The organism is Methyloceanibacter sp. wino2 (assembly GCF_003071365.1).
GTDB lineage: Bacteria > Pseudomonadota > Alphaproteobacteria > Rhizobiales > Methyloligellaceae > Methyloceanibacter.
The window spans coordinates 905422-921202 of the sequence record NZ_CP028960.1; the positions used below are offsets into that span (position 1 = coordinate 905422).

General features: G+C 58.9%; 15 protein-coding genes and 2 tRNA genes. 11 read left to right on the forward strand and 6 right to left on the reverse strand.

The genetic code is table 11. The annotated features are described in order from the left end of the window. Positions 1-245: 245 nt before the first annotated feature. Positions 246-1013 (reverse strand): hypothetical protein, encoded by a 768-nt coding sequence (locus DCY11_RS04160; RefSeq protein ID WP_045365617.1) that lies wholly within the window; start codon positions 1011-1013, stop codon positions 246-248. Positions 1014-1206: 193 nt separating this feature from the next. After that, positions 1207-1932 (reverse strand): methanethiol S-methyltransferase, encoded by a 726-nt coding sequence (gene mddA, locus DCY11_RS04165; RefSeq protein WP_045365614.1) that lies wholly within the window; start codon positions 1930-1932, stop codon positions 1207-1209. Between the two features lie 136 nt (positions 1933-2068). On the opposite strand from mddA, the gene DCY11_RS04170 reads away from it, so the two are divergent. From DCY11_RS04170 to DCY11_RS04210, 9 genes are all read left to right on the forward strand, one after another. Further along, entirely contained in the window at positions 2069-2707 is a 639-nt protein-coding gene (locus DCY11_RS04170; RefSeq protein ID WP_108681344.1) for a hypothetical protein, read from the forward strand. A gap of 162 nt (positions 2708-2869) precedes the next feature. Then, a complete protein-coding gene (locus DCY11_RS04175; RefSeq protein WP_244462691.1) occupies positions 2870-4213 on the forward strand; it encodes a DNA methyltransferase in 1344 nt (447 codons plus the stop codon). Further along, complete coding sequence (locus tag DCY11_RS04180) at positions 4210-4632, forward strand: DUF5681 domain-containing protein (RefSeq protein ID WP_045365608.1); 423 nt, start codon at positions 4210-4212, stop codon at positions 4630-4632. The genes DCY11_RS04175 and DCY11_RS04180 overlap by 4 nt, the downstream gene beginning before the upstream one ends. A 4-nt stretch (positions 4633-4636) precedes the next feature. Further along, positions 4637-6049 carry a phage terminase large subunit gene (terL, locus tag DCY11_RS04185; RefSeq protein WP_045365606.1) on the forward strand — a complete coding sequence of 471 codons (1413 nt, stop codon included), beginning with the start codon at positions 4637-4639 and terminating at the stop codon, positions 6047-6049. 208 nt (positions 6050-6257) lie between these two features. After that, positions 6258-6884 (forward strand): DUF3489 domain-containing protein, encoded by a 627-nt coding sequence (locus tag DCY11_RS15850; RefSeq protein ID WP_045369583.1) that lies wholly within the window; start codon positions 6258-6260, stop codon positions 6882-6884. A gap of 3 nt (positions 6885-6887) precedes the next feature. Then, positions 6888-7394 (forward strand): DUF2924 domain-containing protein, encoded by a 507-nt coding sequence (locus DCY11_RS04195; RefSeq protein ID WP_082025507.1) that lies wholly within the window; start codon positions 6888-6890, stop codon positions 7392-7394. Beyond that, positions 7387-9183, forward strand: coding sequence for a recombinase family protein (locus tag DCY11_RS04200; RefSeq protein ID WP_045365601.1), 1797 nt, complete (start codon positions 7387-7389; stop codon positions 9181-9183). The genes DCY11_RS04195 and DCY11_RS04200 overlap by 8 nt, the downstream gene beginning before the upstream one ends. A gap of 65 nt (positions 9184-9248) precedes the next feature. Further along, positions 9249-9587: a helix-turn-helix domain-containing protein gene (locus tag DCY11_RS04205; protein WP_045365598.1), complete on the forward strand. Its 339-nt coding sequence runs from the start codon at positions 9249-9251 to the stop codon at positions 9585-9587. 35 nt (positions 9588-9622) lie between these two features. Further along, positions 9623-10282 carry an ImmA/IrrE family metallo-endopeptidase gene (locus DCY11_RS04210; RefSeq protein WP_108681345.1) on the forward strand — a complete coding sequence of 220 codons (660 nt, stop codon included), beginning with the start codon at positions 9623-9625 and terminating at the stop codon, positions 10280-10282. A gap of 116 nt (positions 10283-10398) precedes the next feature. Here the strand turns inward: DCY11_RS04210 and DCY11_RS04215 are convergent. Continuing rightward, positions 10399-10472 (reverse strand) — tRNA-Gln (locus DCY11_RS04215). 227 nt (positions 10473-10699) lie between these two features. Here DCY11_RS04215 and DCY11_RS04220 point away from each other — a divergent pair. Beyond that, positions 10700-10776, forward strand: a tRNA-Pro gene (locus DCY11_RS04220). A gap of 164 nt (positions 10777-10940) precedes the next feature. Here the strand turns inward: DCY11_RS04220 and DCY11_RS04225 are convergent. Both DCY11_RS04225 and DCY11_RS04230 read right to left on the reverse strand, forming a co-directional pair. Then, on the reverse strand, positions 10941-11681 hold the full coding sequence (locus tag DCY11_RS04225) for a hypothetical protein (protein WP_159079789.1): 741 nt from the start codon (positions 11679-11681) through the stop codon (positions 10941-10943). 200 nt (positions 11682-11881) lie between these two features. Beyond that, positions 11882-14284 (reverse strand): hypothetical protein, encoded by a 2403-nt coding sequence (locus DCY11_RS04230; RefSeq protein WP_159079790.1) that lies wholly within the window; start codon positions 14282-14284, stop codon positions 11882-11884. A 603-nt stretch (positions 14285-14887) separates the two neighbouring features. Between DCY11_RS04230 and DCY11_RS16115 the strand changes: the two genes are divergently transcribed. After that, the gene (locus DCY11_RS16115) at positions 14888-15400 is read left to right on the forward strand and encodes a recombinase family protein (protein ID WP_159079791.1); all 513 of its coding nucleotides are present in this window, start codon (positions 14888-14890) and stop codon (positions 15398-15400) included. On the opposite strand, the gene DCY11_RS04240 is transcribed toward DCY11_RS16115, so the two are convergent. Continuing rightward, entirely contained in the window at positions 15397-15579 is a 183-nt protein-coding gene (locus tag DCY11_RS04240; protein WP_108681349.1) for a hypothetical protein, read from the reverse strand. The genes DCY11_RS16115 and DCY11_RS04240 overlap by 4 nt on opposite strands. Positions 15580-15781: the final 202 nt, after the last annotated feature.

Sequence of the window (15781 nt, forward strand, 5' to 3'; positions counted from 1 at the left end):
TGTGCATCAGACGCTCGTATGTGGCTGCAGCGGCGATCGTGTTCATCGAGGATTGGAATCCAGGAGAGCCGAACGATCCCAGAAAGAAAAAGGAGCGCAATCACAGACGGCTGTAACGCTCGACGCTCGACACTCGGAGGGAGCAGCAAGGGCCTTCAGAAGTCGAGCAAGGCCCGAGCTGCTCTTTACGCTCCAAAGTGCCGCAAAAACAGGACTTAGCCTAGTCTGTTCCACAACCCACTGTCCTAGAATTCGGCTTCAATGTCGAACTTTAGGGTGATATCTGACGTCGCATCGGACACGCCGAAGAGCGTGCCTGCAGCGAACTCCCACTTAGGCATGCCTTCCAGTTCCAAATAAGCGACCGGCCCTACCCTATGCTTCTGCTCGTCCCAGGTCCCGGTGTGTGAGAGGTCCTCGATCTCGCTGTAGCCTTCGACGCCCAGTCCCCACGTCTCGTTGAACTCGTGCTTCAGCCGCCAGTTTAATTTGAGCTCCAGGCTGTCGATTTCGCGGTGATCGCCGACCTGGCCGATGAAGAACGCATTCACCGTGGCCGAATCCTGGCCGTGAACGTACTTGGCGAGTGGGCCAAACAGAATCTCGCCGGGATCGCCGTCCTGTAGCGCCCACTCGTATAGAGAACGAAAAGCGAGGCCCCAGCCATCGCCGTGGCGCTCCATCAGCTCGTACTGTCCGCCGAGCTCGAACCTCTGCCACTTAAGGCTGTCGCCGATGTTCTCGCGGCCGGTTAGCTCAGCGATGCCCTCTAGCCGATCGGTGAAACCGTATTTCACTTCCAATTCGTGAGACTGGCGGCGGCGTTCGTCCTCACCCGGACCCGAATAGATCGCGCCATGCTCTTCCAGTTTGAGCTCGCCCTTCTCCACGTCCGGTGAGCGGACATAGAACTGTGCCTGCGCGGCCTGAGCCGCGATCAGAACCCCTGCAAAAACGAAGCAAAAACAGCCGATACGGCGCAAACAGGCGCCGCGCCCCACATCCCCGCTCATGGGCCTCTCCCTTATTGCCGGCACTGAAGGGAAATTAGCCAGATGCAACCAGTGAAAGAAATTCAGATCAAGTGGAATTCATCAGTGATTCATTCCTGAAGGGGCCAGACTGGCTCCGACCACTTTGGGTCGAAAGCTGCCTTTGGGCTGGCCACCTAGGTGGTCCGCTTCATCCCATTAGCGGACCTCCTGGTCAGCTTTTTCGAGGGGGCATCGGCACGATCATGGAGACACGTCGGCGGTATTGCGCGTAGGCGTCACCGTGAAAGTTTACGAGGTCGCGTTCCTCGAGCCAGATGCCGATGAAGATGTAGCCTGTCGTCGCTATGGCGAACAGTAAATGGCCGACCGTCATCACCGGTGTGGCCCAAAAGGCGAGCAGGAACCCGAAATAGATCGGATGGCGTACATAGCGGTAGAGCAACGGCGTGGCGAAGCCGGGCGGCTCGGACTTAGTACCGCGCCAATGCGCGTAGACCTGCTGCAGGCCAAATAAATCGAAGTGATTGATTAGGAACGTACTGACCAGCACGATGGCCCAGCCGAGCCAGAAGAGCGCGACGAGTATGCTTGCGCCGACTGGGTTGGTCACGTTCCAGACCACCTCTGGCATCGGACGCCATTGCCAATAAATGAGGATCAAGATCAGGCTCGTCGCTAGCACGTAGGTGCTGCGCTCGATTGCGGGCGGCACGATGCGCGTCCACCAGCGCTTGAAGCCCGCACGCGCCATAACGCTGTGCTGAACAGCGAAGAGGCCGAGCAAGACGACGTTGATCACCAGGGCCTCGATAACTGGACCCGGCTCGCCGCTGTCGATGGTCTTGGGAACGAAGATGTTGCCGACGAAGCCAATAGCGTAGAGGAACGTCAGCAGAAAGAGGATGTAACAGAACGCACCGTAGAGAAGTGCAGCCATTGTCGCCTCCCTCGGGCCGGGTAGCCACTGGCCCGCTTCTAATCTCCTTTCCAAGTACTCGCAAAGCTTAGACTGCACCTTGTGCCGACGAAACTCCCGATCTATATGAATGAATGAAACCCGGATCGTTACTTCAATGGCTAGCTTCAAGCGCAATCAAGTTCTGGAAGCAATTTCGATGATGCTCGGCGAGGGATCTACTCCCTCTAAGACATTGAAAACGGCCGTGAAGCGGCTGCTGGATACCGATCGGCAACTCAAGCGCAAAGCGCGATCCAGCGATCCGGAGCAAGCGAATTATGCATTCTTTTCAAGCGATGCCCCCGGAAGTGGTGTTGAGATTCTGTTTTCGGCTTATGAGGCTTTCGCCATGCGTCTGGGCGTCGAGCTCTTACATCGATGGACGCAGCGTACAGTCGTCAAGATCCTTCGTCAGGTACGCCCTCATCTCGAGCCGAAGCACTTCGAAATTTTGAGCTGGAATCCGCAGGAGTTGTTTGACTGGGAAGAGATTTTGGCGAAGGCCAAACCAGGCGATCTCGCCGTCTCATCGACTCGTCCAGTTTACTTTCAGGTCGTTTCGAGTATGGGGCGCCCTCTAGGAGCCAAAACAAATGACGTTCCAGAGGTTGCGGTCGTGGATGCAAAGACGCCGCAGTTTCCCCGTGAACCCGGTCGATCAATAACTGTTATGGAACTGACGAGGCTGGCCCACGACTTCCAAACTGCGTTGGCGAAAACGATGCCGAGCAAGCGCGGGAGGGGCAACGCGTGATCTCTACTTCTAAATCGCAACGCGATAGGCCGTGCAGTTGCTGGCCTGCTTTGGCGCTCCCGCCTCTCCTCCACCGCTTGCATTGAGGTGATCATGTCAAAACGCTTGATACAGTCTCGCACAATTGAAACCCAGAATGCGGTTTCTGATAGCGCACTTGCGGTGAAGCTGCCGTGGGTGGTGGAGATGCTGCCGCCGGCTTCCCTCAAGGCAGCCAAGCGCAACGCGCGCGCTCATAACAAGGCGCAAGAAGAAGCCGTCGCGAATTCGGTGCTGCATTTCGGTGTGATCAAGCCCGTCGTGGTCGACGAGCAGAGCCGGATCGTGGCGGGCCATGTGGTGTGGCGCGCAGCAAAGAAGCTTGGTCTGAAGCGGATCCCAGTAATCCGGGTCTCGCACCTTTCGGAGACAGAACTTCGGGCTTACGCGCTCGCCGACAATCAGCTGGCGACCAAGAGCGCTTGGGATATCGAGATCCTCTCGCTTGAGCTCGGGGAGCTCGAGTTGGCGCTGCCGGCATTTGGCCTTGATTTGTCGATCACCGGTTTCGAACCGGCCGAGATCGATGCCGTGTTTGACACTCTCGCCGAGAATCCGATCGATCCGGCCGATGAAGCGCTTGAGCCTCTAGAGGGACCGGCCGTGTCTTGGCCTGGAGCCCTCTTCATACTCGGCCGACATCGGCTTCTGATCGGCGACGCGCGGGATGACGCCGCCTTCGCGCAGCTCATGACGGGCGAGGTCGCGGAGATGGGCATCCACGATCCCCCTTACAACGTCCAGATCCAGGGCAATGTCGGTGGCCGCGGCCGTATCAAGCGCCGTGAATTTGCCTGCGCCTCCGGCGAAATGACCTCGGCCCAGTTCGAGGGGTTTCTCAAGGACACACTTGGGCTTTGCGCCGATCACTCGATCGATGGCGCGATCCATTACGTCTTTATGGATTGGCGGCATGTCTCCGACCTCACGAACGCCGGCGCCGAGGTGTTCGATGAGCTCAAAAATATGTGCGTCTGGGTCAAAAGCACCCCGGGGATGGGCAGCTTTTACCGAAGCGAGCATGAGCTCGTCTTTGTCTTCAAGCACGGCCAGGCACCGCACATGAACAATTTCGGGCTCGGGAGCGGAGGTCGCAACCGCTCGAATGTGTGGCGCTACGCCGGCGTGAACACGTTTCGGGCTGGCCGCATGGACGAGCTGGCGATGCATCCGACCGTGAAGCCGGTCGCCATGATCGCCGATGCGATGCGGGACTGTTCGCGCCGCGGGTCGATCGTCCTCGACGCCTTCGCCGGCTCCGGGACGACGATCATCGCCGCCGAGCAGACCGGCCGGCGGGCTTTTTGCCTAGAGATCGACCCTCTCTACGCCGACGTCGCGATCCGGCGGTGGCAGAAGCTCACCAAGCGCGACGCGATCCTCGAGGGCACCGGCCAGACTTTCGACGCCCTTGCCGCCGGTGCGAGCGAGGCTCCTCAGCCTCCAAAAGGAGGACGACGGTCATGACCAAGCCCAAGCACTCCAAGAAGGCGCAAACCAAGGCTGCTGGCGGTGGTTACGAGGTTGGGTACGGCAAACCGCCCAAGAAGCACCAGTTCAAGCCCGGCCTTAGTGGCAATCCCAAGGGACGACCGAAGGGGGCGAAGAATGAAGCCACCATCCTTCGCGAAATCATGCATCAGCGCATGGAGGTTCGCGAAGGTGGTCGAGCGCGCAAGATCTCGAGGCTGGAAGCTCTGTTGCTTCGATGCCTCGAGGCAGCCCTGAAGGGCGACCTCAAGGCGATGGCATTTCTCCTGAATCGCTATCGCCTGATTGAAGGCGACGAGACCGAGCACGGCGAACCGCTCGGCCACGACGAACAGTCGATCCTGGAAGAGTTCGCCAAACGCTTTCCCCCCAAAGTCCAACCTGTAAAGGAGTAATCCCATGCATGGGATCTGCGAACGCGATTTGTTCGACTTCGCCTTGCGGAGTGATTTCGAGAGTTTCTTGAAGTACAGCGTGCTCACGCTGAACCCGGGCATGCCATTTCTGCCGAACTGGCATATCCGGGCCATCGCCTATCAGCTCGAGCGCATCCGCCGCGGCGAGATCAATCGTCTCATCATCAATATGCCGCCACGGCACCTGAAGTCGATCACGGTGTCGGTGGCATTTCCGGCGTTTGTCCTCGGGCATGACCCGCGTCAGCGTATCTTCTCGATCAGCTATGGCAGCGAGCTGTCCTTGAAGCATGCCCGGGATTTCCGGTCGATCGTCGAGTCGTCTTGGTATGCCCGCGCGTTTCCGCAGATGCGGCTGAGCCGCAGTCTCGACGACGAGGCCGCGACGACCTTGAAGGGGTTCCGCAAGGCCACGTCTGTCGGCGGTGTCCTCACCGGGCTCGGCGGCAATATGATCATCCTCGATGACCCACAAAAGCCGGTGGATGCCCTATCTAAGACCCGGCGCGACGGCCTGAACCAGTGGTTCACCAACACGCTCATGTCGCGCCTCGATAATAAGGAGACGGGCGCCATTATCGTCGTGACGCAGCGTGTTCACATGGACGACCTTTCCGGTCATCTCATGGGCGGGTCCGGTCATTGGGAAGTCCTGAGCCTGCCGGCGATCGCCGAGGTCGACGAGCAGGTGCCGATCGGCGACGACGAGTTCCATTATCGGCGTGCCGGGACGGCACTGCATCCGGAGCACGAGTCGATCCAGATGCTACGTGTCCTCCAGAATGACCTCGGGACCTACGACTTCGGCGCGCAGTATCAGCAGGCACCGATCCCGGAAGGCGGCGCCATGCTCAAGCGCGAATGGATCCGCCATTACGATGTGGCGCCTGCACGGAAGCCGAGAACAAAGGTCATTCAGAGTTGGGACACTGCCGCTAAGGACGGCGAGCAGAATGACTACTCTGTTTGCACGACGATCTTGGTCGACGGCGAAGACTACTATCTCCTCGACGTCCTTCGCGGACGCTTCGATTTTCCTCGCCTTCAGCAGGTTGCCCTCGCACATGCGGAACGCTTCAAGCCGACAAAAGTGTTGGTCGAAGATGCGTCTGTTGGAATCGCGCTCGCGCAGGTCCTCCGTTCGAAGGGGAGGTTTCGCATCGAGGCCGTGAAGGTCGAGCACAACAAGCAGATGAGGTTCTTCATCCAGCTTGCAAAGTTCGAGGCGGGTCACGTCTTCTTCCCACGAAATGCGCCCTTCATGGCTGATCTACTAGCCGAGCTGCTCGCGTTCCCGAGGGGAAAGCATGACGACCAGGTCGACTCCCTCAGCCAGGCGCTCGCCTGCAAAGTGAGCGACTACACCTCGGCCTTGATGGCGGCCATGAGCGACTGAGTCTGCGCATTCACCCTTCAGAAGGGTCGGGGCGGCGCCTAGGCGCCGCCCCCTTTTTTCGACTGGACTTCAGCGGCGAAGCGAGCGTGCATGCTACCAACGCAGCGACGGGCAGAAGCCTCCGTCAGCGCCTCCCCTGGCCTCCTGGCCGGGCTGTGGGCGGTGGAAAGCGCCGGCATCGGGCCGGCGCGCCACGATGGAGGCAATTATGTCAAAAGCCCAAAACGCAACCGCCAAGCTCAGCGACGCGCAGCTCGTGATCCTCAGCGCCGCGGCTCAACGCCCTGACGGATCACTTCTCCCGTTGCCCGAAAGGTTGGCTTCGAAGGGCGCCGCTCAAAACAGAGTCATGGTCGACATCTTGTGCAAGCGAAAGCTGGCCGAGGAAAGGCAAGCCAACACCGGCGCACCTGAATGGCGCCGTGACAAAGAGGGCCGTCCTCTTGGACTGTTCATTACCAAGGCCGGGCTGCTCGCCCTCGGTATCGACGAGACGGAGGAGATAAAACCCTCGCAGGCGGCAGCGAGTATGCCGCGCAAGCGCAAGACGGACGCAAGATCGCGCAGCAAGGTGCGGACCGCTTCAGCTCCTAAATCCAAGAAGCGCGCCGCGCCGTCGCAAAGCAAGCAGGAGACTGTGCTCAAGATGCTGCGCCGGACGTCGGGCGCTACCATCGACGACATCGTTGCCGAGACCGACTGGCAGCCGCATTCGGTGCGCGGCTTCTTCTCCGGCCTCGTCAAGAAGAAGCTCAAGCTGCCGCTTGTCTCCGAAGTCGGCAAGAACGGCGTGCGCCGCTACCGCATCGCCCCAACGAAGTCAGCCAAGGCCTAGGTCATGTCACGGCCTCAGTCCCCTCACCCGCGCCCACAGCGGCGCGGGCGAGTTTCCGCTCAAGCCGAGGCGGATCTTGTCGCACGGGTGAATGCCCTGCCCGACTGCCCGCGGGCCGAGCTCGAGGCGGAATGGCGACGGCTGTGGAGCCCCCACGTGCCACACCACGCCAGCCGAGCGTTCCTGGTCCGCGCCGTGGCCTACGGGCTCCAGGCCGAAGTCTACGGCGGTCTCGACTCCGAGACGCGGCGGCTCCTCAAGAAGGCCGGTCAGACGAACGGCAAGTCATCTAGACCGCAACGGCGCAGGTTGAGCAAAGGCTCGAAGCTCTTCCGCGAATGGCACGGAGAGACGCACGAGGTGCTCGTGCTCGACAAGGACTTCGCCTGGCGCGGCGAGACCTACCCAAGCCTCAGCGCCATCGCCCGCGCCATCACCGGCACAAACTGGAATGGTTGGGCCTTCTTCGGTCTGAAGCGCCGCACCAAGGAGGCGCCGGCCGATGACTAAAACCAACGCGCGTGCGAAGCGCACCCGCTGCGCCATCTATACCCGCAAGTCATCCGACGAAGGTCTCGATCAGGAGTTCAACTCACTCCATGCGCAACGAGAGGCCTGCGAGGCTTTCATCGCCAGTCAACGCCATGAAGGTTGGCACGCCCTCACCGCCCACTATGACGATGGTGGGTATTCCGGTGGGACCATGGACCGCCCTGCCCTCAAACGCCTTCTCGACGACATCGCCGCCGGCAAGGTCGACATCGTCGTGGTCTACAAGATCGACCGGCTGACGCGGTCATTGTTTGATTTCGCGAAGATCGTTGAAGCGTTCGACACACATAGCGTCTCATTCGTCTCGGTGACGCAAGCCTTCAACACCACGACCTCCATGGGTCGGCTCACCCTCAACGTGCTTCTCTCATTCGCCCAGTTCGAGCGCGAGGTGACGAGCGAGCGCATCCGCGACAAGATCGCGGCCTCAAAGAAGAAGGGTATGTGGATGGGCGGCGCCGTGCCGCTTGGCTATGACGCCGTCGACCGGAAGCTCAAGATCAATGCCGAGGAGGCCAAGACGGTCAGGCGGCTGTTTGCGCTCTATCTCGAACTCGGCAGCGTCCGAAACCTTCTAGAGGAAACCCGGCGCCTCGGTCTCAAGACCAAGATACGTGGCTTGACCGATGGACGCCGAACGGGCGGCAGCGCCTTCAGCCGCGGCCACCTCTATCGCATCCTCTCGAGTCCCATCTATATCGGCCGGATTCCCCACCGCCAGACCAGCTACGACGGGGAGCATGAGGCGATCATCGGTGCCGAGACCTGGGAGAAGGTCCAGGCAAAGCTAAAGGTCAACGCCGGTCGCCAGCGCGGCCGCACCAGCTCCAAGCACCCCAGCCTGCTCGCCGGTCTCCTCTTCACGGCGGAAGGCGTTCCCTTCACGCCGTCCCATGCGGTCAACCACGGGCGGCGGTACCGGTATTATGTTGAGCGGTCACTGGTGGCGCCCAAGGCCGAAAAACAGGAAGTCGACCGTCAGGGCAACAGAAGCGAAGCTGGGTTGCGGGCCAAAGGCTGGCGCCTTCCCGCGCATGAGATCGAGCAGTTGGTACTCAGTCAACTGGCCGCCTTTCTCAGAGACCGCGGCAAGGTGCTCGGTGCCCTGCCCTCCAAGAAGAGATCGCCAGATCAGGTGTCGGCCGCGCTCGCGCAAGCAGGACGATTGGCTGATGCGTGCGTGGCGAGGTCCGCCGCCAGCCAAGCGGAGGTCGTTGCTGCTCTCGTGCGGCGCGTCACGGTCGCGCAAGACAAGGTAGCGATTGAGATGGCACGCAAGGCTATTGCCGCGCGGTTACTCAATCAGGAAGTTGTCGCCACATCTGTGGTGAAGGGCCGTGGATCGATTAAGATTGAGGCGCCGGTGAGGTTTAGGCGGCGGGGCGTCGAAGCAAAGCTGGTCGTCCTAAACCAGCAGGCCGCTGCCGCCGAGCCCGATCCAAACCTCGAAAAGGCGCTCGCGCGAGCGCATGATTGGTTCGGTCAGATCGTTCGAGGAGAAGCAGACGGAATCGGCGCCATTGCGCGTGCGGAGCGGCTCGATAGGGCCTATGTGACCCGAGTGATCTGTTTGGCTTTTCTCTCGCCGGAGATCACAAAGACGATATTGGAAGGACGACAGCCGACAGAAATGACGGCGAAGCGTCTAGCCCGGACTGGGCTCCGGATCCCGCTTCTATGGAGTAATCAGGTTACCGCTGACAATGGAGCGAGACCGCAAATCGGTTCGCCGGACAATTCGGACTGACCTTGACTAGAACTCCGCCTGAATTTACGCTGATCCGCGTAATCGCTTTGTACCAGGGAGGGTCTATGAGCGAGCGTGAAACAACTTTTGGGCGCGCTATCAGCACCGCACGCAAGGAAAAGGAATTGGGCCTGAAGGACGTAGCATCGCGTATCAAGCGTGAAAACGGAGAATCAATATCCGTGCAGTACCTGAATGATATTGAACATGACCGGCGAAGCCCGTCATCGGATCGCATGGTGAAGCAGTTTGCCGTTGCCCTCGGACTGGAGGTGGACTGGCTTTACTATCTGGCCGGCCGGTTCCCGGAGGACGTGCGTCGAAAGAAAATGACCGCAAACGAAGTCGCTGCGGCGATGACAGCCTTTCGCAAGACAGGGCCCGCGCGTGGAGGCCGTCGCTAGTGGTCAGGTACGTGCGGGATAGTACAGGGCGTTTTTTGGAGCGGCCGCACTATGAGCCGAAAGAGCTGGACCGTGAGTGCGAGAACGTGGTCAGCAAGTTTCTGGCCGGCAAGTACGGCAAAGCCGAGTTCCCACTTTCGACCAACGACCTCACGCAGGTGATCGAGCGTGAGGCGGAAGATCTTGACCTCTTTGCGGACCTGTCGAAGTACGGCACCGACGTGGAGGGCGTCACGGAATTTCATCCCGGAGCCAAGCCCAGCGTAAAGATATCGAAAGTGCTCGCTGCGGACGAGCGCTACCAGAACCGGCTGCGTACGACGCTTGCCCACGAATATGGGCACGTCCACTTCCATGCCTATCTGTGGGACACGCAGCCGCCGGGCGCCGATCTGCTCCGGCGCAATCCGGATGCGAACCGGCAGATATGCAAGCGCGACAAAATTCTCGGCGCAGCGCAGTATGACTGGATGGAATGGCAGGCCGGATATGTCTGCGGTGCCATCCTGATGCCGGCAAGCCGGGTGCGCCGGCTTGCCGGTGACTACCTCGAATCACACCACCTGTACGGCCCGAAGCTCGACACACATCATGATGCTAGGCTGATGGTGCTCACCATCCTCGCTCCGCAAAGTGTGACCCCCAAAATCGGCCCACTGAGAAAAACCGCCAGAAGGTCCCCACCTTCCGCGTAGGTGCGCGTCTCTCTGCTCTCACTAGGCAGAACCATCGCGGACTAGTGGCGCATTTCCGCACTTCTTCGGGGCTGTTTAGCGGTGGTCAACAGAGAGCCGGAAACCACGCGACTAGGTGGCTGGGGCGCCAGGATTCGAACCTGGGATCACGAGACCAAAACCCGTTGCCTTACCGCTTGGCCACGCCCCATCACGCTTGTTCGGAAGCCGCTCCATCACCGCGCGAGCCAAGCGACTCAACCGGCGGCCCGGCTTCGGGCGGAGCGGGCTGCCGTCGTACCAGCATCGGGGCCGTTCGGCAATGGATCGGCCTATTCGCCGCCAAAAAACTTTGCGCGAAACCGCGCACCTCTTTGTTGCGGGCGGGCCCGCCGCCGTCTATATACGGTCCTCTTCCAGCCAAATCTCTGGTCGTGGCGGAGTGTAGCGCAGCCTGGTAGCGCACCTCGTTCGGGACGAGGGGGTCGCAGGTTCAAATCCTGCCACTCCGACCATTGATTTCCTCAATAGAAGTGACTTCTGCCAGAAATGGGCACCGGCCTCTGTGCACAACTTCCTGCGCCGACTGAATCTTCTATTCAGATCAATTGCCTACTACACTCATTTGCGAACGTGCTAGTCGTCGACGCCAAGCACTCCCAGGCACCTGAGTCACGCCTCACCTGAACCAAGCGAATGGATTGAACGAGTTCTTGTCTTCGCGCGAGGCAGAGGCAGCGCCCTCCGTCTCAATCTTCAATCGCTCGGAACCATTAGCAGCAGAAGGCTGCTCTCGCTTCTCGCCAGACACTGGCTTCTTGACGCCTCCGCCTGTGGCTACTGCCGCGACGGCGCTTTGATTTTCCGTCGCTTCTGCAATTGGCGCTTTGGACATCTGCGGCTCGGGGCCTGCGTCTTCGACTGGCGAGGTGTTGACGCCAAGACCGAATAGCCGCCAACGATCATTCACGGTCTGAAAAATTAGGTCGAAGTTCAAACGCTCCGGCTGCGTCGCAAAGAATCCCGTTACACGCAACATACCGTTCGGTTCGATCGCGGGCGCTTGAACCAGCTTAGGATGCATACGGATTATCGGCGATAGATCAAAATTCCGATCCCGGAGTTCAGCGAAGGTCTCAGCAAGTTGCCCCGAGCTGTTGACGACCTGAAACCCGGGCGCACCCAACTCTCGAAAAACGCTGTAGTTGCCCGTTAGATTTGCTTGATTGAGTGAAATGAGCGTCGAACAAACCAAGGCAACGATCTGGTCGTTCGATGGCACCGCGATAGAGGAGGCTGATTGAGGCTCGTCCGTCGGCGTTCCCTCCGGCCCATTTTTCTCCTGAGCGACCGCCGAGCCTAGCGGGACACTGCACAGAAGCAGCCATAGGGCGGTCGCGATAAGCCAGTTCTTACGCAATTGGAACGGCCTCAACAAAAAGTGGCCCCTCAACGTGTATGCTGAGGGAGCCAGTTATCCAGGGACGCGGCTTTCCCGCAGTTCGCCCACTCGTATGGGCATCTGCCGGGATTTCATTGTTGCCTCCTCAGCGCATCTCCCGATGGCAAAGCAGGGGGAGGAAAGGCCAACCTAGTAGGCCGGCCCTCCCTTCTTTTCGTCTACCGATAGACGCTGGGGTTGTTATTGCCCCAAGTCCACTGCGCACCGACGCGGCCGCCCCAGACATCGTCGCCGCTTCCATCCTGGAAGCCTACGCCGAAGCCGCCAGAGAGGGCCAAGCGGTCACCTTCGGAGATGACATCGTTGCCGACGACGCCAATGAAGGACCAGCTGAGGGCATTGGCACCCTCAAAGGTACCCCAGTTCATGGCCGTACCGAAGGTCTCGTTCCCCGTCAGATCTGGGTTCTCCATTGAGAGCGCAAGAGCCACACCCGAACGGTTGCCGTCGATTTCCTGCCGGTTGTTTCTGATGTCCCGGAAGGCCTGATCGATCTGGCCGAAGATCTGGCCGCCATCGGTTGCCAAGTTGCCCTTGCCATCAGAGGTGACGACCTCCAAGGGACCCGATTGCCGCGCCTTGCTCTTACCCGAGGTGATGCCAGGTGTCTTGTAGGTGTCATTCTTGGTACCCATGACAAACTGGTTCCTCTTCGTGGCCCTTGCACCGGCGCCAAGGGCTGTGCTGTGCCTTTGAGTCGCTGCAGCACCGGCACCCAATGCCGTAGCATTCGGACCCGCCGAGTAGGCGTTGTAGCCAATAGCGACACCGGAGGGTCCCTTCGCCTTTGCGTTGGTGCCCATAGCAATCGTGTTGTCGGCCGAGACGCCGTTCCCCGCATTGGTACCAATTGCAATGTTGTCGAAGCCGGTGACGTTGTTGCCCGCGCGATTACCGTATGTGAGGTTACGGTTGCCGCTGACGTTATTGCCGGATCTGTTTCCGGTCACGACATTCTGGCTGCTTCCCACGTTGTTTCCGGATTCATCACCCACAACAATGTTTTTGGTCGAGCCGGAGCCATATCCCCTGCCGGACCAATCGCCGATCACCGTGTTGTTGGACACGTTGTCACCAGCACCTGTACCAGACCCGTTTCCGATGATCGTGTTGTAGTTGAAGTTGTCTCCATTCCCGCTGCCCGAGCCATCACCGATGATCTTGTTGCCTTCGACGTGGTTCTCGTTTCCGCTACCGGACGCATCGCCGATGATCACGTTGTGGATGAGGTGAGCCTCACCATCGGGCCCGTTGCCGTTCAGGCTGCCAGAGCCGTTCCCGAGAATGGTGTTGTCGAGGATTTCGGCATTGCCGGAACCCCCGTCTGCCAGACCATTGCCGTTGCCGCTCCCTGAGAGAGCGCCAACGACAAAGTTGCCGCTGACATTGGCATTGCCTTCTGTGCCTTCAGCAGTGACGTCACCGTTACCGTTGAGGCTGAGGTTGCCCTCGCCAATGGTCTCGTTGAAGGTGACCTCAGCGTTACCATCGTAGCCATTGCCGTTTCCAAGTGCGTTCCCGGTTCCGGCCACGAAGTTGTTGTTAATCGTGGCGCTGCCGGTACCACCCGTGAAACCGTCCACGTTGCCGTCTCCGTTGCTGTCAGTTGGAATGACTGCACCGTTGCCGTTGCCGGTTGCGTTCAAGTTGCCGGTCACGAAGTTGTTGTTGATGCTCGCGAAGGCCGCCGGATCATCTCCTTGCAGAGCGGCACCATTGCCGTTGCCGAGCGCGTTGGCGTTCCCGAAAAATGAGTTGTTCGTCATGAGCAACTCGGAATCCCCGGTGCTGAGTGAGTTGGCGTTGCCCGTCCCATTCAGGTTCCCGAAGGCCTGGTTGTTGATCATGATGGCCTCGGTTTCACCCTCCTCACATCCCGGGTCGCCGGAGAAGTTTCCATTGTCCGTTTGGAATGGCGCAAGCGGAGATGAGCAACCGACGCGGTTGGCGTTGGCGCTCAGATTGCCAACGCCCCTGGTCGTGTTCTCCGCTGAAACGACGAGTGTGTTCCCGAATAGGGTGTTTCCGTTCACGCTTCCATTGAGAATGCCGGCGTGATCGTTGAGTGCCTGGACGTTCACCACTTCGATGTAGTCGTCTTGGTCTGGGTTGGTGACCAGGGCGTTGGCATTCAGGCTCCCATTGAGAACGCCGACCTCCGAGTTCAGGAGAGCCACATTGAGTGAATCGCCCCCGCCAAGCGTGTTGGCGTTGCCGCTACCGTTAGCCACGCCAACTTGCCAGTTCAAAACAGACAGATTGAGCGTGTCGCCGAAAAGATTGTTGGCGTTGCCGCTGCCATTGGCGAGGCCGATGCCGACATCACCAATCTGAATGGTCTGACCGTCACCAAAGAGTGAGTTGCCGTTGCCGCTCCCATTAAAGGCACCAACGTAGAAGTCACCGGCACCGTTGAACCCAGGGAAGAAATCATCACCGTTCCCAACACAGTTGAGACCGCCTGGGACCTCAATGCTGGCAACACATTGGGCCTGTGCCTCGACCGGCAAAACCGCGATGTTGATGAGTCCCGCAAGCACCACGCTTGACCCAGCGAACATCAGCTTCGCTGCGAAACGCCGTGCGCCCCTATGAAGTCCTTCTGAGTGCTGAGTCACGCCAGCCCCTAGGCTGCCTTGACTCTCCAAATTCCTTGAAATCCGCCTCATGTTGCATCCCCCAGTTTGACGGGCCGTTGAATAGTAGTAATCGAGCAACGGCACACCCCGTAACCTGCACTCGTTGCTGCTGAGAGCAGTTAATAGGGGGGTTCTGACTGAGGTCTACTTATGAATATTGATTCATAATGTTCTGAGATTTGTATTGATACAGTAAATAGCGTTAACCTATCTCGCTTTTGAGACTTTTTTAATACTACTGAAACGTGTACGGATTACACCCAAGTGGTCTTAATGCCGCTATCTTGAGGGCATCACCAGAAGGTTTCATCTCAGAAGTCGCTGAAAATTAGGACAGATATAGCTACAGGGCGAGGCCAGGCGGATAGCTTGAGATTTCCGCCGCAGTGTGCCCTCTGGGCCACACTTTGGACGTGTCAAGTATAGATCAGGTCAGACCTTAGAATACAGCCTACAGAATCCAAACTTTGCAGGTTATAGCCAGTGATTGTTGGGTACCTAAAAAGTGCTGTCTCCAGCGACGAAATGGGCGACGAGATATCGGCCCTTGAGGACGCCGGATGCGAGAGGATTGTTCTGGACAGTTCGTACTCAGAAGGTCCCGGCGCTGACATGTTGAGAGCGGTCATCAACCGTCTCGACGATGGGGACGGGCTTGTCGTTTGGAGCCTCGACTCGGTAGCCAACACGATGGCTAGTCTTGTCGAGCTCATTCTGCAACTCGATGGGCGAAACATCCAATTTCGATCACTGAAGGAAGGATTCGACTCACACGGCCAACATCGGTCGGTCTTGAGAGCAACATTTCAGCAGCTTAGGCAATTCGAACGACAAGTCGAAGCTCGCCATCGAGAGGAGCGCCGCGGGCGTCGCGTTGGCCGCCCCCGCGCGCTCTCAGAGGAAGACGTCGATCGAGCCCGTAGGCTCCTGAAGGAGGGGCGTGTGATGGACGACGTAGCTAGAGAACTAAATGTGTCTCGAGCCACCTTGTATCGCTATATCGAACAAAGTCGTCCCGAACCCCGAGGGAGAGACTAGCGTACGCGAAATGATTTGAGACGCGCCTCTCCAACCAAATCCAATAAAATTTCTTCGGCTTGTTGAATCAAAATTTCGTCCACACCATCGCCGATTTCAATCATGAAAACTGCGGACTCGCCTGCGTCCTTTGCTGCCTCCGCAGCGATATCTCTTGCAAATTCTTCTCTAGAAATCACTCGTTACGCCCCCAATCGACCGATGCGTTGAGATTAGCATTCAGGCTAGCGATCCCCAACGAATAGAACGAAAGACACTTCATCCAGTTCCACTGCTATGGGGCTCAAAAACGGGAACCTCCCCGCAAAATGCATCTAGCCGGATTAAAGGGGATACGGCAGGAACCCACTACGTGGATCACTTACACGCTGATATTCCCAG

What these genes read in the sequence shown, in the direction of transcription:
- DCY11_RS04160 (WP_045365617.1), bottom strand. Translation starts at nt 1,013, where the DNA reads ATGAGCGGGGATGTGGGGCGCGGCGCCTGTTTGCGCCGTATCGGCTGT.
- mddA (WP_045365614.1), bottom strand. Translation starts at nt 1,932, where the DNA reads ATGGCTGCACTTCTCTACGGTGCGTTCTGTTACATCCTCTTTCTGCTG.
- DCY11_RS04170 (WP_108681344.1), top strand. Translation starts at nt 2,069, where the DNA reads ATGGCTAGCTTCAAGCGCAATCAAGTTCTGGAAGCAATTTCGATGATG.
- DCY11_RS04180 (WP_045365608.1), top strand. Translation starts at nt 4,210, where the DNA reads ATGACCAAGCCCAAGCACTCCAAGAAGGCGCAAACCAAGGCTGCTGGC.
- terL (WP_045365606.1), top strand. Translation starts at nt 4,637, where the DNA reads ATGCATGGGATCTGCGAACGCGATTTGTTCGACTTCGCCTTGCGGAGT.
- DCY11_RS15850 (WP_045369583.1), top strand. Translation starts at nt 6,258, where the DNA reads ATGTCAAAAGCCCAAAACGCAACCGCCAAGCTCAGCGACGCGCAGCTC.
- DCY11_RS04195 (WP_082025507.1), top strand. Translation starts at nt 6,888, where the DNA reads ATGTCACGGCCTCAGTCCCCTCACCCGCGCCCACAGCGGCGCGGGCGA.
- DCY11_RS04200 (WP_045365601.1), top strand. Translation starts at nt 7,387, where the DNA reads ATGACTAAAACCAACGCGCGTGCGAAGCGCACCCGCTGCGCCATCTAT.
- DCY11_RS04205 (WP_045365598.1), top strand. Translation starts at nt 9,249, where the DNA reads ATGAGCGAGCGTGAAACAACTTTTGGGCGCGCTATCAGCACCGCACGC.
- DCY11_RS04230 (WP_159079790.1), bottom strand. Translation starts at nt 14,284, where the DNA reads ATGTTCGCTGGGTCAAGCGTGGTGCTTGCGGGACTCATCAACATCGCG.
- DCY11_RS16115 (WP_159079791.1), top strand. Translation starts at nt 14,888, where the DNA reads ATGGGCGACGAGATATCGGCCCTTGAGGACGCCGGATGCGAGAGGATT.